This is a genomic window from Agrobacterium sp. MA01 (genome assembly GCF_009650195.1).
Taxonomy (GTDB): Bacteria; Pseudomonadota; Alphaproteobacteria; order Rhizobiales; family Rhizobiaceae; genus Allorhizobium.
The window spans coordinates 1,909,934-1,933,796 of record NZ_CP045854.1; the positions used below are offsets into that span (position 1 = coordinate 1,909,934).

General features: G+C 60.8%; 25 protein-coding genes and 1 tRNA gene. 14 read left to right on the plus strand and 12 right to left on the minus strand.

Features of this window, described 5'->3' with window-relative positions:
• The first annotated feature begins 212 nt into the window (after positions 1-212).
• On the plus strand, positions 213-425 hold the full coding sequence (locus GH983_RS09325) for a cold-shock protein (protein WP_006724570.1): 213 nt from the start codon (positions 213-215) through the stop codon (positions 423-425).
• A gap of 77 nt (positions 426-502) precedes the next feature.
• Here GH983_RS09325 and dusA read toward each other — a convergent pair whose 3' ends face one another.
• Complete coding sequence (gene dusA, locus GH983_RS09330; protein WP_246727557.1) at positions 503-1,489, minus strand: tRNA dihydrouridine(20/20a) synthase DusA; 987 nt, start codon at positions 1,487-1,489, stop codon at positions 503-505.
• Positions 1,490-2,114: 625 nt separating this feature from the next.
• Between dusA and GH983_RS09335 the strand changes: the two genes are divergently transcribed.
• A complete protein-coding gene (locus GH983_RS09335; RefSeq protein WP_153762250.1) occupies positions 2,115-2,693 on the plus strand; it encodes a hypothetical protein in 579 nt (192 codons plus the stop codon).
• A gap of 394 nt (positions 2,694-3,087) precedes the next feature.
• Here the strand turns inward: GH983_RS09335 and GH983_RS09340 are convergent, their stop codons facing one another.
• From GH983_RS09340 to GH983_RS09355, 4 genes are all read right to left on the minus strand, one after another.
• A complete protein-coding gene (locus GH983_RS09340) occupies positions 3,088-3,705 on the minus strand; it encodes a tyrosine-protein phosphatase (RefSeq protein WP_153762251.1) in 618 nt (205 codons plus the stop codon).
• A 132-nt stretch (positions 3,706-3,837) separates the two neighbouring features.
• On the minus strand, positions 3,838-4,926 hold the full coding sequence (locus GH983_RS09345) for a DUF1176 domain-containing protein (protein WP_153762252.1): 1,089 nt from the start codon (positions 4,924-4,926) through the stop codon (positions 3,838-3,840).
• A gap of 126 nt (positions 4,927-5,052) precedes the next feature.
• A complete protein-coding gene (locus GH983_RS09350; protein WP_153762253.1) occupies positions 5,053-5,490 on the minus strand; it encodes a DUF1489 family protein in 438 nt (145 codons plus the stop codon).
• A 270-nt stretch (positions 5,491-5,760) separates the two neighbouring features.
• A complete protein-coding gene (locus GH983_RS09355) occupies positions 5,761-7,161 on the minus strand; it encodes an L-serine ammonia-lyase (RefSeq protein ID WP_153762254.1) in 1,401 nt (466 codons plus the stop codon).
• Positions 7,162-7,758: 597 nt separating this feature from the next.
• On the opposite strand from GH983_RS09355, the gene GH983_RS09360 reads away from it, so the two are divergent.
• The 3 genes from GH983_RS09360 (at position 7,759) to GH983_RS09370 (ending at position 10,081) form a co-directional block, all read left to right on the plus strand.
• The gene (locus GH983_RS09360) at positions 7,759-8,451 is read left to right on the plus strand and encodes a DUF599 domain-containing protein (protein WP_054149678.1); all 693 of its coding nucleotides are present in this window, start codon (positions 7,759-7,761) and stop codon (positions 8,449-8,451) included.
• 69 nt (positions 8,452-8,520) lie between these two features.
• On the plus strand, positions 8,521-9,534 hold the full coding sequence (locus tag GH983_RS09365; protein WP_153762255.1) for a heparan-alpha-glucosaminide N-acetyltransferase: 1,014 nt from the start codon (positions 8,521-8,523) through the stop codon (positions 9,532-9,534).
• A 70-nt stretch (positions 9,535-9,604) separates the two neighbouring features.
• Positions 9,605-10,081 carry an isoprenylcysteine carboxylmethyltransferase family protein gene (locus GH983_RS09370; protein WP_153762256.1) on the plus strand — a complete coding sequence of 159 codons (477 nt, stop codon included), beginning with the start codon at positions 9,605-9,607 and terminating at the stop codon, positions 10,079-10,081.
• Between the two features lie 24 nt (positions 10,082-10,105).
• Here the strand turns inward: GH983_RS09370 and GH983_RS09375 are convergent, their stop codons facing one another.
• Both GH983_RS09375 and mgtE read right to left on the minus strand, forming a co-directional pair.
• A complete protein-coding gene (locus GH983_RS09375) occupies positions 10,106-10,498 on the minus strand; it encodes a MerR family DNA-binding transcriptional regulator (RefSeq protein WP_054149681.1) in 393 nt (130 codons plus the stop codon).
• A 108-nt stretch (positions 10,499-10,606) separates the two neighbouring features.
• A complete protein-coding gene (gene mgtE, locus GH983_RS09380) occupies positions 10,607-12,019 on the minus strand; it encodes a magnesium transporter (protein ID WP_153762257.1) in 1,413 nt (470 codons plus the stop codon).
• A 180-nt stretch (positions 12,020-12,199) separates the two neighbouring features.
• Here mgtE and GH983_RS09385 point away from each other — a divergent pair, with 180 nt between their 5' ends.
• Together GH983_RS09385 and GH983_RS09390 are read left to right on the plus strand one after the other, a co-directional pair.
• Positions 12,200-12,694: a peptide deformylase gene (locus tag GH983_RS09385; protein WP_153762258.1), complete on the plus strand. Its 495-nt coding sequence runs from the start codon at positions 12,200-12,202 to the stop codon at positions 12,692-12,694.
• A gap of 65 nt (positions 12,695-12,759) precedes the next feature.
• Positions 12,760-13,260 carry a BON domain-containing protein gene (locus tag GH983_RS09390; RefSeq protein ID WP_153762259.1) on the plus strand — a complete coding sequence of 167 codons (501 nt, stop codon included), beginning with the start codon at positions 12,760-12,762 and terminating at the stop codon, positions 13,258-13,260.
• Between the two features lie 9 nt (positions 13,261-13,269).
• Here GH983_RS09390 and GH983_RS09395 read toward each other — a convergent pair whose 3' ends face one another.
• The 4 genes from GH983_RS09395 to GH983_RS09410 all read right to left on the minus strand — a co-directional run bounded on the left by GH983_RS09395 (position 13,270) and on the right by GH983_RS09410 (position 17,079).
• Positions 13,270-13,848: an HdeD family acid-resistance protein gene (locus tag GH983_RS09395; RefSeq protein WP_069041295.1), complete on the minus strand. Its 579-nt coding sequence runs from the start codon at positions 13,846-13,848 to the stop codon at positions 13,270-13,272.
• Positions 13,849-13,954: 106 nt separating this feature from the next.
• Entirely contained in the window at positions 13,955-14,977 is a 1,023-nt protein-coding gene (locus GH983_RS09400) for an SDR family NAD(P)-dependent oxidoreductase (protein ID WP_083229533.1), read from the minus strand.
• Between the two features lie 29 nt (positions 14,978-15,006).
• Complete coding sequence (locus GH983_RS09405; protein ID WP_194842809.1) at positions 15,007-16,569, minus strand: alginate export family protein; 1,563 nt, start codon at positions 16,567-16,569, stop codon at positions 15,007-15,009.
• A gap of 425 nt (positions 16,570-16,994) precedes the next feature.
• Positions 16,995-17,079: transfer RNA gene (locus GH983_RS09410), tRNA-Leu, on the minus strand.
• 214 nt (positions 17,080-17,293) lie between these two features.
• On the opposite strand from GH983_RS09410, the gene lipB reads away from it, so the two are divergent.
• On the plus strand, positions 17,294-18,010 hold the full coding sequence (gene lipB / locus GH983_RS09415) for a lipoyl(octanoyl) transferase LipB (protein WP_054149684.1): 717 nt from the start codon (positions 17,294-17,296) through the stop codon (positions 18,008-18,010).
• Between the two features lie 4 nt (positions 18,011-18,014).
• Here lipB and GH983_RS09420 read toward each other — a convergent pair whose 3' ends face one another.
• Positions 18,015-18,452, minus strand: coding sequence for a helix-turn-helix domain-containing protein (locus tag GH983_RS09420; RefSeq protein ID WP_153762261.1), 438 nt, complete (start codon positions 18,450-18,452; stop codon positions 18,015-18,017).
• 277 nt (positions 18,453-18,729) lie between these two features.
• On the opposite strand from GH983_RS09420, the gene GH983_RS09425 reads away from it, so the two are divergent.
• From GH983_RS09425 to GH983_RS09450, 6 genes are all read left to right on the plus strand, one after another.
• Positions 18,730-19,662, plus strand: a complete 933-nt coding sequence (locus tag GH983_RS09425; RefSeq protein WP_054149686.1) for a DMT family transporter — start codon at positions 18,730-18,732, stop codon at positions 19,660-19,662.
• Positions 19,663-19,762: 100 nt separating this feature from the next.
• Positions 19,763-21,034 (plus strand): hypothetical protein, encoded by a 1,272-nt coding sequence (locus GH983_RS09430; RefSeq protein ID WP_153762262.1) that lies wholly within the window; start codon positions 19,763-19,765, stop codon positions 21,032-21,034.
• A 57-nt stretch (positions 21,035-21,091) separates the two neighbouring features.
• Positions 21,092-21,709: a GNAT family N-acetyltransferase gene (locus GH983_RS09435; protein ID WP_153762263.1), complete on the plus strand. Its 618-nt coding sequence runs from the start codon at positions 21,092-21,094 to the stop codon at positions 21,707-21,709.
• A gap of 100 nt (positions 21,710-21,809) precedes the next feature.
• Complete coding sequence (locus GH983_RS09440) at positions 21,810-22,937, plus strand: S-(hydroxymethyl)glutathione dehydrogenase/class III alcohol dehydrogenase (RefSeq protein ID WP_153762264.1); 1,128 nt, start codon at positions 21,810-21,812, stop codon at positions 22,935-22,937.
• The gene (locus GH983_RS09445; RefSeq protein WP_194842810.1) at positions 22,937-23,389 is read left to right on the plus strand and encodes a GNAT family N-acetyltransferase; all 453 of its coding nucleotides are present in this window, start codon (positions 22,937-22,939) and stop codon (positions 23,387-23,389) included. The genes GH983_RS09440 and GH983_RS09445 overlap by 1 nt, the downstream gene beginning before the upstream one ends.
• 3 nt (positions 23,390-23,392) lie before the next feature.
• Positions 23,393-23,839: a YaiI/YqxD family protein gene (locus GH983_RS09450; protein WP_153762266.1), complete on the plus strand. Its 447-nt coding sequence runs from the start codon at positions 23,393-23,395 to the stop codon at positions 23,837-23,839.
• The last annotated feature ends 24 nt before the right edge of the window (positions 23,840-23,863 follow it).

The window sequence follows — 23,863 nt, forward strand, 5'->3', positions numbered from 1 at the left end:
CCTCTTTCTATGTTCGGGCACAAATGATCCCGGAGACTGGACTGACTTGTATCGACCGCCCGCGCGGTCATTGGGGGCCTTCTCCCGCCGGTAGACGTTCTTTCCCCGTTATCGCGATCCCTCGACGGTTCCGTTTCGGCGGAACTTCAACCAGCCGCTTCCGGTCAGCCGGCCGCGGCGCAGACGACAACACGGGAATAAGGACTATCCCCATGGCCACCAAGGGCACCGTAAAATTCTTCAACCAGGACAAGGGCTTCGGCTTCATCACCCCGGAAGGCGGCGCGAAGGACGTGTTCGTCCACATCTCCGCTCTCCAGGCCTCGGGTCTCCAGACCCTGCAGGACGGCCAGCAGGTCACCTTCGACACCGAGCCGGACCGCATGGGCAAGGGCCCCAAGGCCGTCAACATCCAGGCTGCCTGATCTGACTTTCGAATGGCGTCCCACGGGACGCCATTTTCGATTTCAGACCAAGATTTGCCGAAAAGCAGCGCTAGAGATTATTCCGCAGCGGCAGAGGTGCTGGACGCGCCGTGTATTTTTGGCCCGCCAGCAATATCGACCGCCGCAAAGGCCTCGGCGATGAGTTGTGGCGAGACACCCGGCTTCGTCGCTTCCGACGACAGGATCTGCCGGTACCGCCGGGCCCCTGCATAGCCCTGGAACAGCCCGACCATATGCCGCGTGACATGGTTGAGCCGCCCGCCGGATGCGATCACCCGCTCCGCATATTCGATCATCACATCACGCACCCGGTCCCAATCAACCGAAACGGCCGCCTCGCCATAGATGCGGGCATCGACCTCGGTCAGAAGCGTCGCATTGTGATAACTCGCCCGCCCCAGCATGACCCCATCCATGACGGAGAGATGCTCAACGGCCTGATCGAGATCGCTGATCCCGCCATTGATGCCGAGGAAAACACCGGGGTTTTCCCGCTTCATCCGGTAGACCAGCTCGTAATCCAGCGGCGGGATCTCGCGGTTTTCCTTTGGAGAAAGCCCCTTCAGCCAGGCCTTCCGGGCATGGATCCAAATCGCATCCGCCCCCGCCCCGATCATCCGGGCGAGGAAATCGGGCAGCACCTGAGCCGGCTCCTGCTCGTCCACCCCGATCCGGCACTTCACAGTAACCGGCACCGTCGCCACCTTTTTCATGGCCGTGACACAAGCCTCGACAACCTCGGGCGTCTGCATGAGACAAGCCCCGAACGTCCCCGACTGAACCCGGTCCGAGGGACATCCAACATTGAGGTTGATCTCGTCATAGCCGTAATCAGCAGCAATATTCACCGCCTCGACCAGCTTTCGCGGATCCGAACCACCGATCTGCAGCGCCACCGGATGTTCCGCCTCGTTGAACGATAGCAATTTCTCGCGCGGCCCATGGATGATCGCGTCAGCCACCACCATCTCGGTATAGAGCAGTGCCTTGGCCGACAGCTGGCGGTGGAAGAACCGGCAATGCCTATCCGTCCAGTCGATCATAGGTGCGACGGCGAAGACTTTTTCGCCTTTAAGATATTGATTTGTCACTGTTTTTCCAACTGCACCACGCAGGGCCACGCTGCGCCACGGCCATTTTGGGCCACTCTCTACCACGGGCAACCATTTGAATCCATTGGCCGTGACGCTGGGTAACTTTTGGACTGCACCAAGAACTGCACCACGGCAATGGCGATCTGAGCTTGCAACTGCACCAAGGAAATCGTCGCTATTCCACAAACAGTTGAATAGCTGAACCCGGCGCTGGTACACTTCAATCACACCAACGGACGAGGGCAGCGCCCTCCTAGGAAGATGAAAGTGGAAGACCGCGAACTGATGGAGTTGGCGTCCGAGATCGGGAGGGCGATGCCATGAGGCCTAAAGTCTACCTTAAGCCGGGTATGAAAATAGGCAGGCTGGTGCTCTTGCGGCGACTATCTCTGAGGTACAGCGATATTTATCCTCGCTGGGAATGCGTGTGCGAATGCGGGGAAAGGTGCGTTAAAAGCAGAAATTCTCTGCGGCTCTCTAAAACATTTAGAACTCAGCATGAGTGCCCGAGCTGTAAGGTAAAGACCGCTCGTGCGTATGCGCTTTTGAGACGGGCTTTCGGGGAGACATGACCTTGACCTTCGATACCGAGAAATACCTTCGACATCTCGATCACCGAATGCAATCCGTTGCCACCCTCAACTGGGCGCTGACGATAAGGTCGCAATGGCAGGCGGCCCCGCCCATAGCCGTCCACATCGACGGCAAACTAACCCTTGAAGGCAACCTGAACGCCATCACCAATCCGATGCTGGAAGTCGGACTGGTCCATTGCCGAGCCCTGATGGAATTTTTGGGGCTCTGCGATGAGAAGGGCTCGCTCAGCCAAATCAAGAAGCGTCGGCCCAGTGACATTGGTGTCGAGCACTTCAAGAACGCCAGTGGCCCCCTCCCAATGTTGTCACCTGGCGTAGCGGTAAGCAGGTACGGCGGTGATGCGGACGAAGCGGAAAGGGCTCTGCTCAGTGTGTTTCGAATGACGAACAAGGGGCTCGCGCACAGCACCTCCGGGATGATCGAAGACCCGGCAGATTTCGACCTAGTCGAGATTGCCAGCGCCGGCGTGCCATCCCTGATGGTGAGCTACTTCTATACGCCGCTGGGACTGCCTCGTCCGGACTCTCGGATCTCGACGCGCCCCAGAGATGAATAGCTGTCAACTGCACCAAGCCCCCAAGCCTGAGTAGTGCCCCACCGTGACATCCCCTTCAACGGGCAGGTTTTCCAGCCACTGCCCGCTACCCCTCAGACATTCTCCGCCACGCCCAGCCTCGCGTCACCATCGGTTGAATCTGCACCAGCCCATTGGCGCAAACTGCACCAGAACTGCACCATCGCCTTTCTGAAAATAAATACACCAACGATTTCAACGACTTAAAAACGCGCTGTACAGTCGATCATGGGCGCAACCGCAAATACCGCCTGCCCATAGGGGACGGGACCGGGAATGGCGCGGGTGAAAAAGTCGGGTTCTGTCGTCATGGCCGCGCCCATAGCATGCTTTGCGACGAAAGGACACCGACCGATCGCGCCCAGGGGTGGCTGCGTCAGCTTTCCAGACCGATCAGTTTTTCAAGGCTCTCCCAGGTATCATCCATGGCATAGACGGCAAGGAAGGGCAGGTTGATGTGGCCGTAGATCGGCGAAAGCTGCCACTCGGCCTGCTCTTCGTCGATGCCGGCCACTTGCTGAAGAAAGATCACAGAGGCAAGCCCGGTGCGGTCAGCGCCGGACATGCAATGCACGAGGATCGGCTGCTTGGCGGTTTTCAGCAGCGTCAGCAATTCCTGTGTCCGCTCCGGCGTCAGGTCGCGGCTGGCGGACATCCCGAAATCGACATGGGTTGCCCCATGCGCAGCCGTCGCCGCAACCTCGTCGATATACCATCCCCTGTCCGGACTTTCGCCCCGCAGATTGATCACGGTCTTGATCCCGTAGCGATCGATCTCGGCGCCGAGGCGTTCGCCGGAAAGCTGCGCTGAGCGATAGAACTGGCCCGGCACAATTTCGTGAAAATTGCCCGAGAAGATCAGCAGGCCGTCATAGGCACCGAATAGGCCGGCGAGGCCGACAAGGGTAAGCCCAAGGCGCAGCGCGATCCGCCGCGCGAGGGTTCCTGTCCGCCGAGGCGTCTTATCGGAGATCGGCAGATCATGGGCGCGCAAAAGAGTTCCTCACATGGCCGACTGGTTGACTGTCATCGACGACTGAAATCGAATTGGGACCTTTCGATGGCCGAAGTATCCGACCTGGTCGCAGATCCCGCGATCCGGCCAGCATGAGGGCACCCGCGCTATTCATTCTCCGGGCTGGAACTGCAGCGGCCATTCGGATGGCTCGCTCTGCACGCCGTCGCAATTCACCTTCTCGCGATACTCCATCAGCTGGAATTCAAGGGTCTCGCCCGGCGCATCCATCAGGCGGAAGACCTGATAGGTGCCGCAATCCCCCTCGCCGCGCGCGAGCGATGTCGAGATGAACAGACCCTTTTCGGCAAAGACCTCCGGGTTCATCATCTGGGCATTGTTCTCGCCCTCAAGCGCTGGCGGATTGGGCAGGCTCAGCATCGTCGCCCAGTCGGCAGGCGGGTTCTGGGTAATCGCGAAGATGCTCGTGCCCTGATAAGCGCCGAGGAAACACGGTACTTCCCAGAGAGTGAAGTTGTCGTTCACGGCATAACGCTGACCGGGATAGGCAAGCGTTTCCGGCTCGCTGCATTGATCCGGCGCATAGGTCGCAATCTCGCGGCGAACGGCATCCGGCACCTCGCTTGTCGATGCCAGAAGGACAGGCGGGGCAAGCGGCAGCCCGACGCGGCCGGTATAGGGCGACCGCCCGCCGGCGGCGGCACCCTCGTCGGAGACGGGCTCAGAAGGAATAGCGGCAGCCGTCTCGGGCGCCGATGTGCCAGGGCAGCCGATGACGCCCTTGGCGCCCGCAACGAAGGGCGGGAGATCCGGCCGCACCACAGTGACGGTTGCCTTGCCGACCGTCTGCAGCGAACCGGTCACGACAGCCTCTTCGATCCGAACCAGCATATGCGTCTCGTGGTCGATGCTGGAAAAGAGGCGGTAACCGAGCCGCGACGGCGGATCGAAATCGCCGCGCGCGCTCTCCGTCAGCGCAATCTTCTCCGTGCCGATCTCGACAACCGCCTGCAACGGCACGCCGTCCTGATCAAAGGGCATATAGATCAGATAGGCATACTTGTCGGTCTCGGGATCCTTGTTGCTCTGCCAGAAGGCGAGATGACAGGTGCTGAGGCCGCCCTCGATCTCGTGTTTGCCGAAGAGCTTCAGATCGATCGACGAGTCTTCCGCCACAGCAGGATGCGACGCGGCGACAGCCAGCGCCAGCGCAAGACAAGGCATTTTATAAGACGGCATGGTTCCCCCTGATCCCGGACCGCGCCCTGCCCCCTGGCAGCGCAATCCACCCAAAATTTAGGGTACCGTCAGAGACCGGCACTCACAAGCCGGAACCTTCTCCTGATGCGGATCAAAAAGGACAACTCAAAGCAGGCCGAGTTCGGCCAGTTCCCGCTTGAGATCGTCAGGCATGTCCTCGATATCGGCGCCGGAGGCAGCAAGGTCGCGCGGGGCGACATCCGCATCCAGATAGCGCCAGCCCTGGAACGGACGGCGCGGCGCCGGTGCCACCTCGATGACCTCGGGGCCGAGGATCAGCTCGCAGCGCGTAATCCCGTCGCCGCCGGTGAAGGTCTTGATATCAAGGAGCTTCTGCCGCGCAGACAACTGGCCCTTGATGATCCAGTAGAGCGAACCGCCATCGAGCAGTTCCTCCATGCGCTTCGGCACCATGCGGGTAACATGCGAAGAATGCGGCTCCAGGCCCGCCGCAACCGCGACGAGGCAGCGTTCGGCGACCCAGTCGCGCAGATCATTGATGGAGTCGGCTCCGACGCAGAGCTTGAGGAGATGCAGTGCCATGACACCCGAGATAGACAGTCCCACTGGCGGGTCAAGGGCCCGCGTGTCGCAGGGGTGATGTGCTCAACAGTTTCGGTGTTTTTCTGGACACGGCGTCATCCTCGGGCTTGTCCCGAGGATCTATTGAGAGAGGCCGAGGACGGAACGTTCAGGAAGAAAAGACCACTGGCGCCGAACACATCGCAGCGGCGGCAGATCCTCGGGACAAGCCCGAGGATGACGGAGGGAAGGTGTCGAGACAGCCGCCGCCACGCCAGCCCCCTACCCGCATCAACATTCCACGACGTTGACGGCCAACCCACCGAGCGAGGTTTCCTTGTATTTCTCGCTCATGTCGTTGCCGGTCTGGCGCATGGTTTCGATACAGGCATCGAGCGGCACGAAATGCACGCCGTCGCCTTTGAGCGCGAGCGAGGCGGCGGTGACGGCTTTGACGGCGCCAAGCGCATTGCGCTCGATGCAGGGCACCTGGACAAGGCCTGCCACGGGGTCGCAGGTCATGCCGAGATGGTGTTCGAGCGCAATTTCGGCAGCATTTTCAATCTGCTCAGGCGTGCCGCCCATAACGGCGGCAAGACCCGCTGCGGCCATGGCCGAGGCCGAGCCGACTTCGCCCTGACAGCCGACTTCCGCGCCCGAGATCGAAGCATTGTGCTTGATGATCCCACCAATGGCAGCCGCCGTCAGCAGATAGTCGCGAATGCCCTCCTGATCGGCATCGGGATGGAAATGCAGGTAATAGCGGACAGTCGCCGGCACCACACCGGCCGCCCCATTGGTTGGCGAGGTTACGACGCGGCCACCAGCGGCGTTTTCCTCGTTGACGGCCATGGCATAGACCGAGAGCCAGTCATTGGCGAGAACGGGATTGAGACGGTTGGAGCGCCACTCTTCCTGCAGCTTGTCGTGGATCGATTTGGCCCGGCGGCGAACCTTGAGACCGCCCGGTAGCTGGCCTTCCTGGCGCAGGCCACGATCGATGCAGCTCGACATCGCGTCCCAGAGCTTGTCGAGCCCGGCGTCGAGATTCTCACGGCTTCTCACCACCTCCTCGTTGGCCCGCTTCATCTGTGCAATCGAAAGCCCTGAAGCCGCGGCCATCGCCAGCATTTCCTTCGCCGAGGAAAAGGGATAGGGCACTTTTTGCGACGAGGCCTGCTTCTTCTGCTTCTGCATGGCGAGCAGCTCGGTATCGGTGACCACGAAACCGCCGCCGATCGAGTAGTAGATCTGGGTAAGCAGGACGCGACCATCCTTGTCGAGGGCCGAGAGCCGCATGCCATTGGCATGGCCCGACAGAGGCGTCTTCTTGTCGTAGACGAGATCGTCCTTGGGCTGGAAATGATAAGCCGGGTGACCCGGAGGGGTGACGCGCCCGGATCGCTCGACCTCGGCGATGATGCCCTCCATGCGATCGGGATCGATGCTATCAGGCGCTTCGCCCATCAAACCGATGATGACAGCATTGCCCGTGCCGTGACCAATGCCGGTATAGGCGAGCGAACCATGCAGGCTGGCCTTGAGCGCTGCCACTTGCGCGCCAGCCGGACGCGGCCACTGGTCGGAGAGAATGAGGTCGAGGAACCGGTTGGCCGCCGTCATCGGACCCATGGTGTGGGAACTCGAGGGGCCGACGCCGATCTTGAACACGTCGAAAACCGAAAGAAACATGGAGCTCCTCGCATGCGGGATTGAAAGCGCAAAGGCTAGAGCATCGCGTAGCACGAATGCTCCTTGCAATCGACATCGGCTTTCACCGCCGCGACATGACGAGAGATGAGATCGGAACTGCGGAAACGCAAACAGCGCGGCCGTGAGGACCGCGCTGTTTGATCAATCGCCTGTGGCGGGTGTCAGATCGACCCAAAAAGGTAAGCCAGGCACATGAAGCCGGCGAAACCCATCAAGGCACGAAATGTAACACCCCAGCACGACTTATGGAAACTACCTTCCATGAAAACTCCGAGTGAGATCACATTCACAGGGAAAGCCGTCCCCCGACCGCTTTCTGACGCCTGATCTATTAAAATCGGAGCGGGTTCGCAACTGCAAAAATGGCAAAAGGAAGGCTCCAGATGGGAGGCAGGCATGCGCAGCTTGCATGGATTGTCGAGATTTCAATGGGATAGCAGCTTGCTGCGTACATCAGAACCGCAACCACCCTGCCCCAATTCGGGCCAATATCTTTCGGGTGGTTAATTTCCGTTGTGGATGAACCGAACGGCAGGATAATGCCCCAACCGATCTTGCCCCTGGGATTCGCTCGATATGACCATTGTCGACTACTGCGCCATGGCGCTCTTTCTGCTGCTCTGGCTCGCTTATGCTCGCATCACCGGCGACCAGCAGATCCTGTCGAGAACGAGCCTCACCAAGGCCATGGCCGAGCGCCGACGCGAATGGATCCTGAACTCGATGAAGCGTGATCTGAAGATGATCGACACGCAGATCATGGGCGGATTGCAGAACGGAACAGCCTTCTTTGCCTCCACGACGATCTTCGCGATCGGTGGCTGCTTCGCGCTTCTTGGTGCGACCGAGCAGGTCGATGCCATCTTGAGGGACATCCCCTACATCGTGCAGGGCGGGCGCGCGATCTTCGAGCTGAAGGTCTGCGGCCTGATCGCACTGTTTGCCTATTCCTTCTTCAAGTTCGGCTGGTCCTATCGCCTGTTCAACTACTGCACCATTCTCTTCGGCGCGATCCCGATGGCGGACGAAGCGGCAAAGGATCCTGAGCGGGCGATGCAAACCGCCGAGCGAACGATTCGCATGAACATCATCGCTGCCAGCCACTTCAACATGGGACTTAGAGCGATCTTCTATTCGATTGGTTATCTCGGCTGGTTCGTCAGCCCCTGGGTCTTCATGATCGCTACGGTACTCGTCTTCATCGTGCTGCTGCGCCGCCAGTTTTTCTCCGAGGCGCGCCTTGCCCTCCTCAACACGAGCGATAGGTGACGGCAGGCATGGTGGCCGCAGCCTTGAATTCGCCGTCTTTGGTGCCGACCCCGCCGAACCATAGTGACGATGGCGAGGTCCGCCGTCGAAGAGCTTAAGGAAGAGCAAGTGGCAGATCCGACCGAGCCCCGAACCGTTGCGACCCGACCGCGCCTTTTGGCGCTTGATGCGGCGCGCGGGCTCGCCCTGATCGCCATGGCGACCTATCACTTCAGCTGGGACCTGGAATTCTTCGGTTACCTCGCGCCCGGGACATCTACTCAAGGGTTCCTGCGTCTCTACGCCCGCATGATCGCGTCGAGCTTTCTATTCCTTGCGGGCTTCAGCCTCGTGCTTGCCCATTATCCAAAGCTCAGGCTTGACCCCTTCCTGCGGCGTCTCGGCGTGATCGTCGCCGCAGCGGCCACCATTTCCATTACCACCTACTGGTTCACGCCCGACAGCTGGATCTTTTTCGGGATTCTGCATGCCATCGCGCTCTCGAGCCTGATCGGCCTTCTCTTCCTCCGGGTCCCGCCGATTTTGACACTGCTTTCGGCAGTCGTGGCGTTTTCTCTCCCCGAATTCCTGCGCTCATCGGCCTTCGATTCGGCTTGGTTCTGGTTCCTCGGGATCTCGGAGACCCTGCCCCGATCCAATGACTATGTGCCCCTCCTGCCCTGGATCGGCGCATTGTTGACCGGCATCGCCACGGCACGGTTTCTGGTCGATCGCAACCGCCTCGGCTGGATCGACCGGCTGCCGGCGGGGCCTCGCTGGTTACGCTGGGGCGGACGCCACTCGCTGACCGTCTATCTGCTACACCAACCGGTGCTGATTGCCGGCGTCTATCTGGCGAGCTTCGTCATACCGCCGCCCGCCCTGGATCCTGTCGCATCCTATATCGGGAGCTGCGAGGCAAGTTGTGCACAGCAGGGCAACGATGCGGGCCTCTGCGAGCGTTTCTGCAGCTGCACCCTGGAGCGCCTGCAGGCAGAAAACCTCCTCGACCCTGTCCAGTCTGGCGCAAACTTGGACGAGCAGAATACACGCATCCAGACGCTGGCCGAGGAATGCACCATCAGGAGTCAGCCAGCGCCGTAGTACCAAATCTCGACGATAGGCCCCCATAGGTCCTCCATCATCTCGACTTGGTACAAGGGGGAATTCTAATATGAATGCCTACCGCGCGAAGCCTCTGCGATATCCCTGGCCGCCACTGCTTTATCTGGCGGGCATCATCGGTGCGATCATGGCCGGCAGGTTCACTGCCCTGGCGCCGGTCCCCTCGCCGCTTCCCTACCTTCTGCCGTCGATCGGATTCAGTATCGGCCTCTTTGCCGTTACCCTCGACATCTGGGCGGTGCGCACCCTGATGGAGCGACAGACCCCGGTTTTCGATACCGGCTGTGCGCGCCATCTCGTGACCTGCGGTCCGTTTCGGTTCAGCCGCAATCCGATCTATCTCGCCTATACGCTGTTCACGGTGGCGCTCGGCTTCATAACCGGCAATGCCTGCTTCTTCATCGCGGCATTCTTGGCGCTTTTGGCGACACGGATCCTGGCGATCCCCAGGGAGGAACGCCATCTCGAAGCCCGCTTCGGCTACGATTACGAAAGCTACCGCAAGCGCACGCGGCGCTGGATCTGATTCGGGGAGATTGCCGGCCCGGGATCAGGTCCCGACGCCGATTTCCACCAGGCGGGTGAGACAGGCTTCTTCGGCCTGATCGAGTTCCGAGAGCGTCTCGTCGATATCGCGGCGCTTCTGGCGAAGCTCGTCGCGCTTCTCGTCGATCTTCTTCATCATCAGCTTGAGCTGCCCGATTTCGCCCGGCGGCTCCTTGTAGACGTGAACGATTTCGCGGATTTCGGCGATCGTGAAGCCGATACGGCGGCCGCGCAGGATCTCCTGCAGGAAACGGCGGTCAGCGGCACGGTAGAGGCGCGTCCGGCCACGACGTTCCGGATGCAGCAGGCCCTCGTCCTCGTAGAAACGCAGGGTGCGCGTTGACACACCGAATTCTCGCGTGAGCTCTGTTATGCTATAGTATTTCTTCACGGTCATCCGATCCTGTAGGGATGACCATGATATTGACTTTTACGTACAAGTCAATTTTTCGGCATTGCCCTGACCGCCTCTTGCGCGATTATGCAGTCTTGCCTGTGTCGGCGGTCACATGAACCACCAGGTCGCGAGCCCCAGAAAGGCGAAGAAGCCGGTGATGTCGGTCACGGTTGTGACAAAGACGGCCGAGGAGACGGCAGGATCGGCGCCGAAGCGGTCGAGCGACAGGGGAATGAGGATCCCGGCGATGGCGGCCGCCATCATGTTGATCAGCATCGCCGTGGCAATGATGCCGCCGATATTGGGATCCTGAAACCAGAAACCCGCCACGGCGCCGATCGAAACGCCGAAGATCAGACCGTTCAAAAGCCCGACGCCCGCCTCGCGGCGCACGACGCGGAAGGCGTTGTGGATGTCGAGATTGCGGGTCGCAAGCGCCCGCACCGTCACCGTCATCGTCTGCGAACCGGCATTGCCACCCATGCCAGCGACGATCGGCATCAGGACGGCGAGCGCGACGATCTCCTGGATGGTCGCCTCGAACAGCGAGATCACCGAGGCCGCCATGAAGGCGGTCACCAGATTGACCGCAAGCCACGGCACGCGCGAGCGAGACGTTTCGGCAATGCTGTCGGAGAGTTCTTCGTCGCCGACGCCGCCGAGGCGCAACAGGTCTTCTTCCGCCTCTTCCTGGATGACGTCGACCACGTCGTCGATGGTGAGAACGCCGACCAGCCGTTCGTTCTCGTCGACGACGGCGGCCGACAGGAGGTCGTATTGTTCGAAGAGTTGGGCCGCCTCTTCCTGGTCCATCTCGGCCGGGATCGGGTGATTGGTCGCATGCATGATGGTCTCGATCTTCACCTGGCGCTTGGTGCGCAGGATCGCATCGAGATTGACCGCGCCGAGCAGCTTGAAGGTGGGATCGATAACGAAGATCTGCGTGAAGCTCTCCGGCAGGTCTTCCTCGTCGCGCATATAGTCGATCGTCTGCCCAACCGTCCAGAAGGGCGGCACGGCAACGAATTCGGTCTGCATGCGTCGGCCGGCCGAGCTTTCGGGATAGTCGAGCGCACGACGCAGACGCACCCGTTCGGTGAACGGCAGCTGGGCAAGGATCTCCTCGCGGTCCTCGTCGTCGAGATCTTCGAGAATATAGACGGCATCGTCCGAATCGAGATCGCCGATGGCAGCAGCAATCTGCTCGTTCGGCATCTGGTCGACGATCTGCATACGGATCGTTTCATCGACCTCGGTCAGCGCCGTCATGTCGAAGTCGTCGCCGAGCAGGCGGATCATTGCCAGACGCTGATCGGGCTGGATCGCCTCGATCAGGTCGCCGAGCTCCGATTCGTGCAATCGTGCGACGTTCTGCCGGAGAAACAGCACGTCACGATCAGTGATCGCCGCCCCGACCAACGTCAGGAAATCCTGACGGACAGATCCCTCGTCGTCATAGATGTCGTCGTGGCTTTCTTCGGCCGCGGGACGGTTGACAATTTCGTCTTCGTTCTCTGTCATCCCAACCTCTCACTCGCGGCACCACACTCGGACGCCCCGGAGAATGGCCGCAAAAACCCTCAAGTCAACAAGCAGATAGCGGAAATCTCCTGTTGTCAGTGCAAAGCGATGCTGCGCCTGCTAGCGTCGCCGGACCGCCACAGCCGACAATCACATCACACCTGAAGACATGAGCTTTTCGTGACCCGCCTGACCATCCGCCGCTATCCCGACCCCGCCCTGAAGGCGACCACCGAGCCCGTCAGCGACTTCGGGGCTGACCTCGCCACCCTCGCCGACGATCTCTACGAAACGATGAAGGCTGCCCCCGGTGTCGGCATCACCGCACCCCATTGCGGCATTCTGCAAAGACTGACGGTGATCGACCTCCCCGAAATTGGCGGGCGGCGCGACTATGTGAACCCGGAAATCCTCTGGGCCGCCGATGTCATGATGACCCATACTGAAGGCAGTGTCTCGATGCCGGGAATGACCGACGAGGTCACGCGACCCGAGGCCGTCAGGATCCGCTATCAGACGCTGGACGCGACCGTGGTCGAGGAGGAGATGCAAGGTTTTGCCGCGATCTGCATGCAGCACGAGATCGACCAGCTCGACGGCATCTTCTGGATCATGAGGCTCTCGCGGCTGAAGCGTGAGCGGCTGTTGAAGAAATGGGACAAGGCGACGCGCTGACGGCATCGAACAAAGCCAGTGGCCGGGCGTTATCTCCGTCAGACGAGATGAAAAGGAGCCCTCCCATGGCCAAGGACGACCGCAAGACCGAATTTTCCCGCGAAGACGATTACCGCGATTACGACCAGCGCAATATCGGCGAAGGCTGGCCCTATGCCGATGGCGCGGGTGCGACGGCGACACCGGTCGAGAATCGCGGCTATGGCGAAACCGGCGCCAACTTCGACCGTGACCGCAACGAAGGTTTTCGGATCGACGCGGTCAATGCCGATGGCTTCGAGCCTGATGTCGCCACACCGGCACTGCCGACCACGGATGGCCGAGAAGACGATGACCAGCTCGAATCCGATATCGCGACCGCGCTTGAAGGTCTTGATGACACCATTTTGGCCGGTCTCGACATCCATGTGGACGGCCATGCCGTGACGCTGCGCGGGTCGCTCGACACGGCGGAGGAGCGCCGGATGGTCGAGTTGAAAGTACTCGGCGTGAACGGCGTCAGCGACGTGAAGAACTTCATCACAACGCTCGGCGTCGACAGTCACATTCCTGATGATGGGGATTAATCCGCCCTTTCAGGCGGCGCTTTGGCGAACAGCCCATGCCAGAGCGCCGAGGGCCATACCAATGGCGATCAGATTGATTCCGAGGATCAAGCCGATCAGCCATAGCGCGGCGAGCGGCATGGCCGCAAGCAGAACCAGCGAAAGTGCAATCGACAAAAGTCCGCTCACCAGCGTCCAGGCCCAGGTTGGCAGGGGACGGATCGTCATCGCAAAGACGACCTTCGAAATCCCTTCGATCATGAGGAAGATCACCATCAGCAGCGAGAGAAGCAGAAGGCCTTCGCCGAGATTGCGCAGCAGCAGGATACCCAGCAGCACCGCAAGCACGGCGGAAGTGAACTGCAGCCAGAAATTCGGCGCGTGGCGAGCACTGATCAGTCCAAGGCACTGGATCAGGCCTGTCAGCACCATCAGCCAGCCGAAGGTGACAACTGCCGCGGCGGACGAGACCAACGGAAACAAAGCCGCGAAGATGCCCGTCACCACCAGCAGTGCCGCCTCGACGAGATGGAACGTCGCATGCTTGCGCACGGACTGGCGCACCGCTTCACGATAAACTTGGGCTGCAGCATCCAGTGAGATCGTCATGGACCGCTCCTTTTCGCCGGGCATCGGCCAGGAAGAATGCAGACGAAGATGGCCGGCGGCGCATCATTGGTCTTGAACCGATGATACGCCGCCTTGCACGGTCGGTTCAATAGGCCGTCCAGCCTCCGTCGGTCGCGTAGATGCCGCCGGTAAAATTGGACGCCTCATCGGACAGCAGGAACAACATCATGCTCACCTGCTCGGCCACAGTCGCCGGACGATGCTTCTTGTCGGTATAGGCGAGGATGCTGTCGATCTTGATTCGCCCCATGGTCGGTCCGGTCGCGGCCTGCGACGCGAGCGCCACCAGTTCGCCGGCGCGCGCCACCATCGGCGTATCGGTCGCCGCCATGTTGACCGAATTCACACGAATGCCGTAGGGCGCGTAGTCGATCGCCGCATTCCGGGTCAATCCGGTGACGGCATGTTTACTCGCCACATAGGCCGGATTGCCGGAAAGCCCCGTCATGCCGGCGATGGAGCCCACATTGACAATCGCTCCGCCGGCGCTCTGCTTGACCAGCTGCTTCAACTGCGCCCGCATGCTGTAGAACACGCCGGTCACGTTCGTCTTGAAGACATTGTCCCAATAGAGGTCGCCGGCCTCGTGAATCGGCGCGAAGATCAGGTCGCGCTGCTTCTCGTAATTGATCGGATCACCCGAGTAGACGCCGTCCATCACCCCCGCATTGTTGAGTGCCCCGTCGAGCTTGCCAAACTGCGATACGGCCTGGGCAACGGCCTGCTCCGAGACGGCGGGATCGCCGACGTCACCGAACACGAAAACGCTCTTGCCGCCGCCGGCAAGAATTGAATTGTGCGTCGCCTCTCCGAGATCCTTGATCCAGTCAACGCCGACGACATTGGCGCCTTCGCGCGCAAGCCGGATCGCCGCTGCCTGGCCCATGCCGCGCGCCGAGCCGGTCACGATGAAGGTTCGACCCGCGAAGCGGTTGGATATGAAGAAATCTTCAGGCGTGGGCGTAATGCCGACAACGGCGTTGCCATCGGCTCGGCCGCCACCCATCTGCGCAGTGGCCTCGTTACCGGCGACCCCATCAATGACCGCGCTCGCTGCGACCGCACCGGCAGCAAGCGACACGCCCTTCAACAAATCACGTCTGTCCATTTCGGCATCCTCCTTGGAAATTGTTAAACTCAAAACGCCACGCGCAGGAAGGCCATCGCGCTCCACCAAGTATCGGCACCACCCGAGGTCGCCTGCTTGACCGCATCGCCCGGGAAAGTCGCGGCAACATGGCCCTGCAGCATCACCTTGGGGGAGATGAACCACTTGGCCGTCAGGTTGGCCTCGTAGCCGAGTTCTTTCGAACCTAGTGATGACAAAGCGGGGTTGCCACCGAGATTGGTGGCGCTGTCAGCCCTGAAGACCCAGAATTGCGGCACCAGTTCGACCATGGGTGTGGGTCGCAAACGCAATTGCAGACGGTGGGCGATCAGGTTGCTATCCTGGAACACCTTGAAATGGTTGATCCCCTGCACCCATTGCTCGCCGTTTCCGCCGGACAGCAGCGGATCCCAGCGTTCGAAACGCGCGGTGGCGGGATCGTCACCCGAAAACTGGGCGTAGCGATAGCTGACGACGGGTTGCCACGCTATCTCGGAAAACTGGTAGCCAATTTCGGCCGCCAGCGCTGTCGCGTGCATATCGAAATTGTCGTTGCGCTGCAGGGCGAATTCCGCATTGCCGAAGAAGTCGCCATTCGGCTGATCCCAACGAATGCGCGCATTGAACACCTCAAGCCCTTTGCGCCCCAGTTTGGCCGTGGTGGGATTAGGCGCAGTCTGGGCGAAATAGGAAGAGCTCGATTCCAGAACTCTGATATAGCTGCCGCCGAGCTTGAAACCGCCGCCCACCGGCGTCTCGACATTCAGCCCAACCATGCGCGTGCGAGAATCGACGACGGGAAGTTCGTCGGGATCGAGGTAGAACAGCTCGAACAGGCTGTTGTTGTAGCGCAACTGCCCCAGCACCAGCATGTCCGCCGCCCAGCGCGGATTGGACTGCAGCGCAGCCCGTTCATCGCCGTTCGATGCGGTGTTTCCGATAATCATGCTGTCGGCGATCGCATAGCGCTTGCGCCCGACAGAGGCGTTCCACACGAGCCGGTCGCCCGAGTCGTAGGTTTGACCTCCGACAAGACCGACATAGGCGTCTTCGACACCAAAGTGTGCGCGGCTTTCATCGGTGAACAACTCGGTTCCCGCCGACCCGCTGACGATGCCGCTGAGGCCGCCATAGGCATAGATATCGTCGCCAATCGGCGTCAATCCATAGAGCCCCGTATGGATGAAGCCTTCCCCCCATCCGCTTGCGCCGCTGCCGGCCATGTTTCCAGACGCCAACGGATTTCCATTTAGGAACAGGTCGGGGCGTCCATACCAAGCATCGACATTGCCATAGAGCATCGTCAGGGTCTCGAGTTTCCCGACGATGATGGTCCCTTCGCTGTCATAGAGGATGGGCAGATCCTTGGTGTCTCCACTGACCAAATACCCCCGATCCGCGCGCAGAATCTGGTCGCTGAGCGTTGCATTGATCGTCAGGGCGACCCCACCCGAGCGCCCGGAGGAGACTTCGAGTTCGGCCGACGCCACCGTCGCCTGACGGCTGGCCCGGGCAATCGCGATCTCCAATTCGGCACGGTTGAAGGATGCGCCTGGAAACAGGCCGATATTGCGCCGGATCGCATCGATCACCCGGTCATTCGCTGCCGCATCTGCAGAGGGATTGGCGAGAACGATATCAACACTCTCGACAAGCCGACCCTCGTCGGACGACGGGGTCTGCGCAAGTCCAGGGTTCGCCGCGAGCGGGCCGACTAGGATCATCAAGGCAAGACCGAGGACGCGAGGGAATATGCCGAACGAGAGCGAACGCGGGATACGGCCTGAAGCAAGCCCGCCGGCACTGGCAAGTGTTTGATACATAACGCCCCTCGCACATAATATAATATCAGACTATGCCGATGCCAATATTTAGCAAAGTGTAAAAATCGTACACAAGAAATTGTCGCGCTACTAGCGTTGCACACAAGAGAATGTCTGAGGCATCCGCTGGGTGCCGAACAGGCGGCCCGCCATGCGGGCAACAAAAAACCCGGCTCGAAGGCCGGGTTCTTTTTTGGTGCGGTCGAGAAGACTCGAACTTCCACGGGTTGCCCCACAGCGACCTCAACGCTGCGCGTCTACCAATTCCGCCACGACCGCATCGTGGTAGGCGCCGAATTGCTCCGGCGGGGCTGCATGTAGCAAAAGCCTTGGGGGTCCACAAGCCCGCCGTGACAGATTTTTGAAAATTCGTCATGACCGGTGGATAAGCCCCCTGCATGGGGGAGGCCGGCGCCCTTGAACTCCGGGGCTTTTCTTGCCAAATACAGGGAAAACAAGGCTTTTCGCCAATCCACAGCCCAAGGCAATTTTCATGCTTCGCACAGATCTCGACCATGCCATGCACCCTCGTGAAGGCTCACCTTCGGTGCGTTGGCGAGTCTCGGACGGTCTCGTGGGTTATGAGGATGCGGTTGCCGAAATGGAGCATCAGGTGGCTCTGATTGCCGACGGAAAGGCCGACGAACTGGTCTGGCTGGTGGAGCACCCTCCCCTTTATACGGCCGGCACCAGTGCTGATTCCAAGGACCTGATCGAGCCCGAACGATTCCCGGTTTTCGCGACCGGTCGCGGCGGTGAATACACCTATCATGGTCCGGGCCAGCGGGTGGCCTATGTGATGCTCGACCTGAAGCGCCGGCGCCAGGATGTCCGCGCCTATGTGGCGGCCCTCGAGGAAGTGGTGATCCGCACGCTCGACAGCATGAACGTCAAGGGCGAGCGCCGCGAGGACCGCGTCGGCGTCTGGGTGCGTCGTCCGGAAAAGCCTGTTCTGCCCGATGGCACGATGAGCGAGGACAAGATCGCAGCGCTCGGCATTCGCCTGCGCCGCTGGGTGAGTTTTCACGGCCTGTCGATCAATGTCGATCCCGATCTCTCACACTTCACCGGGATCGTGCCCTGCGGCATCTCCGCCTATGGTGTGACAAGCCTCGTCGATCTCGGGCTGCCGGTGATGATGGCAGATGTCGACATGCGCCTGCGCGAAGCGTTCGAAGACGTCTTCGGGCCCACGGTGAACGAAGGTTGAGACCTCAGGCGCGTCCCATTACCGGGCCGTCGAGATCGCCGGAATCGCGGCGACTTTCGTGCCGTTCCTCGTAGGTCTCGATCTGTCGGGCAATCTTCTCGATCAGCCGGCCGCATTCGAGATGCGCCTCGGTCAGGCGCTGAAGATCGAGCTTGAGCGCTTCGAGCGGCAGATCGCCGGCCTCCTGAATGGGGCCCGAACCGACGCCGGTCATCAGCCACATGGGCGAAACACCGAGAATGCCTGCGAGATCGATCAGGTTTGACGGTCTCGGCTCGGCACGATCCGCTTCCCAGGCCAAGAGGCTGTCGCGCTTTACACCGACGCGGTTCGCGACATCGGCAAGTGAGAGGCCAGATGCGTCGCGCGCAGCCGACAGGCGGCCCCCAAGCGTATCGTCACTCGAATCCGTCATCCGGGGATAGACCTTACGTGCGGGCATGCGACTTCTCCTGACCGTGAGGAAACGTCGACCCGGAGGGCGACGGTCCTTTCTACCTCGATCTCACATCGCTACATTAGACGACATGATGATCCTGCATCTTTCCGCAGGCGCCACCAACAGGTGAAAACCCGTCACACGGCGACATCCTGGAGATGCGTACAAACGCGTCGTAAACGCTGCCAGCGAATTTTTGTTCCGCATTTTCTTTGCTTGATCACGGAGCGCGCCTCATGCTTGTTCTCTCAAGCACGAAGTCCTCCGGTGAGTCCCGACAATGAGCGCCACGCCTTCCAGTCCATTTCGCGGCATGGTCCTCATGGCGGGCTGCATGCTCGTGCTTCCGGTGATGGATGCCATTGCCAAATACATGGCGACGGTCGAAGGCATGTCACCGGGACAGGTAACCTTTTACCGCTTCTTCTTCCAGCTGGCCTCGGTCCTGCCGGTTCTGATCGCCCTCAACGGTCTGGCAGCCTTTTCGGCGAAACGGCCGTGGATGAACCTGCTGCGCGGCGCGATCCATGGCGCCGCGAGCCTGATGTTTTTCATGGCGGTCAAATACATGCCGCTCGCCGATGTCTTCGCCATCTACTTTGTCGAGCCCTTCATTCTGACGGCCATGTCGGCCATCTTCCTCAAGGAAAAAGTCGGCTGGCGCCGCTGGCTGGCGATCGCGGTCGGCTTTGGCGGTGCGATGATCGTCATCCAGCCGAGCTACGAAGTTTTCGGCATGAAGGCCCTGTTGCCTGTCGCCTGCGCCTTTCTCTATGCGCTCTACATGTTCCTGAACCGGGCGATCGGCGAGGCCGACACCCCGATGACCATGCAGACTATGGCCGGGATCGGTGGCACGATTTTCATGGGGGGCGCCCTGTTGCTCGGCACCGCTGCCGACGGCGTCGACTTCGAGATGTCGCTGCCGACCTCATGGCTTGGCCTCGTCCTGCTCGTCCTGCTCGGCGCGATCTCCGGCTACATCCATCTCCTCGTCGTCCGCGCCTTTCGCATGGCGACGCTGTCCGTGCTCGCGCCCTTCCAGTATTTCGAGATCATCGCCGCCGTTGCGCTGGGTTACCTGCTGTTTGACGAATTTCCGACACCGTCCAAATGGCTCGGCATCCTGATCATCGTCGGATCGGGTCTCTTCATTCTCTGGCGCGAACAGAGACGCACAACGCCGGCACGGACCGTCGCGGACATTGCCTGAAAGACCGGCCGTTCGACGGCATTTGAATGATTTCAATCACGGGATTCTAAGGGTTCTCGCCTAGGTTCGGCGCATTCATCCGCAGCACCGGGAGAGCTTCTTGGCGACGTATCAGGCCGCAGTGTTTCTGGCCGCCTTCAATCTCGGCCTGCTGTGGCTTCTGATGGCAGCACCGCTTGGGCGGCGGACCATCCGCGTGAGCCGTATCATCCGCGAGCGTCCTGAAGAGCTGTGGAACATCACCCGTCCCGCTGGCGACCAAACCTCCTGGCATCCAAATGTCATTGCCGTCGAACCTGTCGATGGCAAACCGGACCTGGTGGAATTCGCCTATCGGCAAAGCGATCGTCACGGGCATCCCAGCAGACGAACCATGATCGTTGACCGCACCGCGATGACGGCCGCCGGCTGTTTCACCTGCGAACTGAGGGTGGTCAATGACACGACGCTCGACCACACCTTCTGGGAAGGCTATCGCGAAAGCCGCAAGGTCGAACGTGCCCCCCTCGGCAGCCGGGTCACCTTCGAGCAGACGGACAACTATCGCGGGCTCGCCTTTTATCTGTTCCGGCGCATAGCCCTCGCCCGCGAACTCTCCGCATTGCAGAACCATGTGGAGGAAAGTCCGGCGTCGGGCCTTCTGCATTTCGAACACCCGCTTTGGCAAACCGTACTCGTGCTGTTCTCGACCGTTCTGCTCTGGCCATTTTTTGGCCTGACCGCACAGGGCCTGATGATCTCGGTGTTCCTGACCCTCGTCATCCTGCTGCATGAACTCGGCCACATGGTGGCCTACCGCGCCTTCGGCCATCCGACGGCGCGCATGCTGTTCGTGCCGCTGCTGGGCGGCGTGGCCATCGGCGGGCGCCCCTATAATACCCATTTCGAGGTCGCAACCTGCGCCCTGATGGGGGCCGGCTTCTCGGCGCTGCTTGTCCCGATCCTTGTCGCTGCCCATCAATCGGCGGGGGACATTCCCCATTCGACGGCGATGGATGGCCCGATCCTGGTCTTTCTGGTGATTCTCGGCGCCTTCAATCTTCTGAACCTTCTTCCGACCTACCGCTTTGACGGCGGCCAGGTGCTGCGACAGGTGTTTCAAGCGCCACGCGCCCTCGCGCTCACCAGTTTTCTGGTGACAGGCGTGGTGACCTGGACCGGCTGGAGAATTGGGCTTTCAGCACCAGCACTGACGATCGGCGTGGCACTTTTCACCCTGCTTGGCATGATCAGGACGAAGTCGGCAAAGCCCCGCGAGGCCCTCGTGCCGATGAATGGTCCGGAGCGCCTGATGACCGGCTTCGGCTACTATGCGGCCTTGGCCATCCACGTCTACGCCGTGATCTATGCCTGCGACAGACTGTTTCCCTGATCCCGCCGCTGCTTCACCCGCTTGACATGCGGCGGCGCTCAAGCTCCAAGAGACCGCATGGATACCGAACAAAAGCCCCTCCCCGCCGGCTATCACGACGTCGCGCCGAACATGCTCGCGACCATCGTCACCTGCCTTGAAATGACGACAAGACCAGCACCTCGCCCCAATCCGCCGACCGATGGGCTGACGGTGGAGCGCTGGAACGCGCCGGCGCTTGAGGATTACCGCGCGCTCTACCGCCGCGTGGGAGAGGACTGGCTCTGGGTCTCGCGCGCCGTGATGGATGACGAGAAGCTGAGGGCCATCATCGAAGATCCCGCCGTTGAAATCCATGCGCTGACGCGCAACGGCGAAAAGCTCGGGCTGCTGGAACTCGACTTCCGCGAAGGCGCAGAATGCGAACTCTCCTTTTTCGGTCTCGACCAGCGCCTGATTGGCTCCGGCGCCGGGCGTATCCTGATGAATGTCGCGATCGACACGGCCTGGGAAAAGCCGATATCACGCTTCTGGGTTCACACCTGCCATCTCGACCATCCGGCGGCACTCGCCTTCTACCAGCGCTCCGGCTTCAAGCCCTACAAACGCATGGTCGAGATTTTCGAGGATCCCAGACAGACGGGTAAACTGCGGCCAGATGCAGCCCCGCATTTCCCCGTGCTCACCGCCGAATAGACGATAAAAATCAGACTTTTGAGAAAATCCGGCTCGGGCCTTGAGCCGGATGGCGAAGGCGTGCCAAAGTCGCCACCAACGATTTGTCAGGAGAAAAACCATGGATGTTCGCGCCGCCGTCGCCGTGCAGGCTGGAAAGCCGCTTGAGGTCATGACCGTTCAACTCGAAGGCCCGCGCGCCGGCGAAGTGCTGATCGAGGTGAAGGCCACCGGGATCTGTCACACCGACGATTTCACGCTCTCGGGCGCCGATCCGGAAGGTCTCTTCCCGGCCATTCTCGGCCATGAAGGTGCAGGCATCGTGGTTGATGTCGGCCCGGGCGTGACCTCGGTGAAGAAGGGCGACCATGTCATTCCGCTCTACACGCCGGAATGCCGCGAATGCTATTCCTGCACCTCGCGCAAGACCAATCTCTGCACCTCGATCCGCACAACCCAGGGACAGGGCGTGATGCCTGACGGTACGAGCCGATTCTCGATCGGCAAGGCCAAGATCCACCACTACATGGGCTGCTCGACGTTCTCGAACTTTACCGTTCTGCCCGAGATTGCCGTTGCCAAGGTCAACCCGGACGCGCCCTTCGACAAGATCTGCTACATCGGTTGCGGTGTAACGACCGGCATCGGTGCGGTCATCAACACCGCCAAGGTCGAGATCGGCTCGACCGCCATCGTCTTCGGTCTCGGCGGCATTGGTCTGAACGTGCTGCAGGGCCTGCGCCTGGCCGGTGCCGACATGATCATCGGCGTCGACATCAACCCGGATCGCAAGGCCTGGGGCGAAAAATTCGGCATGACGCATTTCGTCAACCCGAAGGAAGTCGGCGACGACATCGTGCCCTATCTTGTCAACCTGACGAAACGCGGCAACGATCTGATCGGCGGTGCGGACTACACCTTCGACTGCACCGGCAATACCAAGGTGATGCGCCAGGCGCTGGAAAGCTCGCATCGCGGCTGGGGCAAGTCCGTCATCATCGGCGTCGCCGGCGCCGGCCAGGAAATCTCGACGCGTCCGTTCCAGCTGGTCACCGGCCGCAACTGGATGGGCACCGCCTTTGGCGGCGCGCGCGGCCGCACCGACGTTCCGAAGATCGTCGACTGGTACATGGAGGGCAAGATCCAGATCGACCCGATGATCACCCACACCATGCCGCTCGAAGACATCAACAAGGGCTTTGACCTGATGCACAAGGGCGAATCGATCCGCGGCGTCGTGGTCTATTGATGTCTGCGCCTTACACTGTCGACGTGCGGAGGCTCGACGAGTTCTCCGCCGCAGACCTCTACGACATGCTGAAGCTGCGCGTCGACGTCTTCGTCGTCGAGCAGCACTGCCCCTATCCGGAGCTCGACGGGAACGACAAGGACTGCCTGCATCTTCGCCTGCTCGATGGCGAGGACCTGCTCGCCTGCGCAAGGCTGTGGCGGCCTTCGGCGGAGCACCATCCGCGCATTGGCCGCGTCGCGGTCTCTCCTGATCATCGCGGCAAGCGGCTTGGCGAAGCGCTGATGCGCGAGGCGATTTCAGAGGTCGAGAAGCGCCATCCGGGTAAACCGATCGAGATCTCGGCGCAGAGCCATCTGCAGAAATTCTATGGGTCGCTGGGGTTTGAGGTGATCTCGGAGGAGTATCTGGAGGATGGCATCCCGCATGTGGATATGCTGCGGAAAGGATAGCCGATGCCCGAAATCTATGTCGATGCCGATGCCTGTCCGGTGAAGCCGGAGATCCTGAAAGTGGCCGAGCGGCATGATCTGCCGGTGACCTTTGTTGCGAATTCCGGCCTTCGCCCATCGCGCGATCCGATGGTGAAGAATGTCATTGTATCAGGCGCCTTCGATGCGGCTGACGACTGGATTGCCGAGCGCTGCAGCGAAGGTGACATCGTCGTGACCGCCGATGTGCCGCTGGCCGGTCGATGCGTCGCCGCCGGTGCAATGGTCACCGGCCCGACAGGACGGATCTTCGACACGGCCAATATTGGCATGGCGACGGCGATGCGCGACCTTGGCGCACACTTGCGCGAGACCGGCGAGAGCAAGGGCTACAATGCCGCCTTTTCGCCGCGCGACCGTTCGGCCTTCCTCGAAACGCTCGACCGGCTTTGCCGTCGGGTGAAGAAATGAGCCCCGAAAGGGCCTGAACAAGGA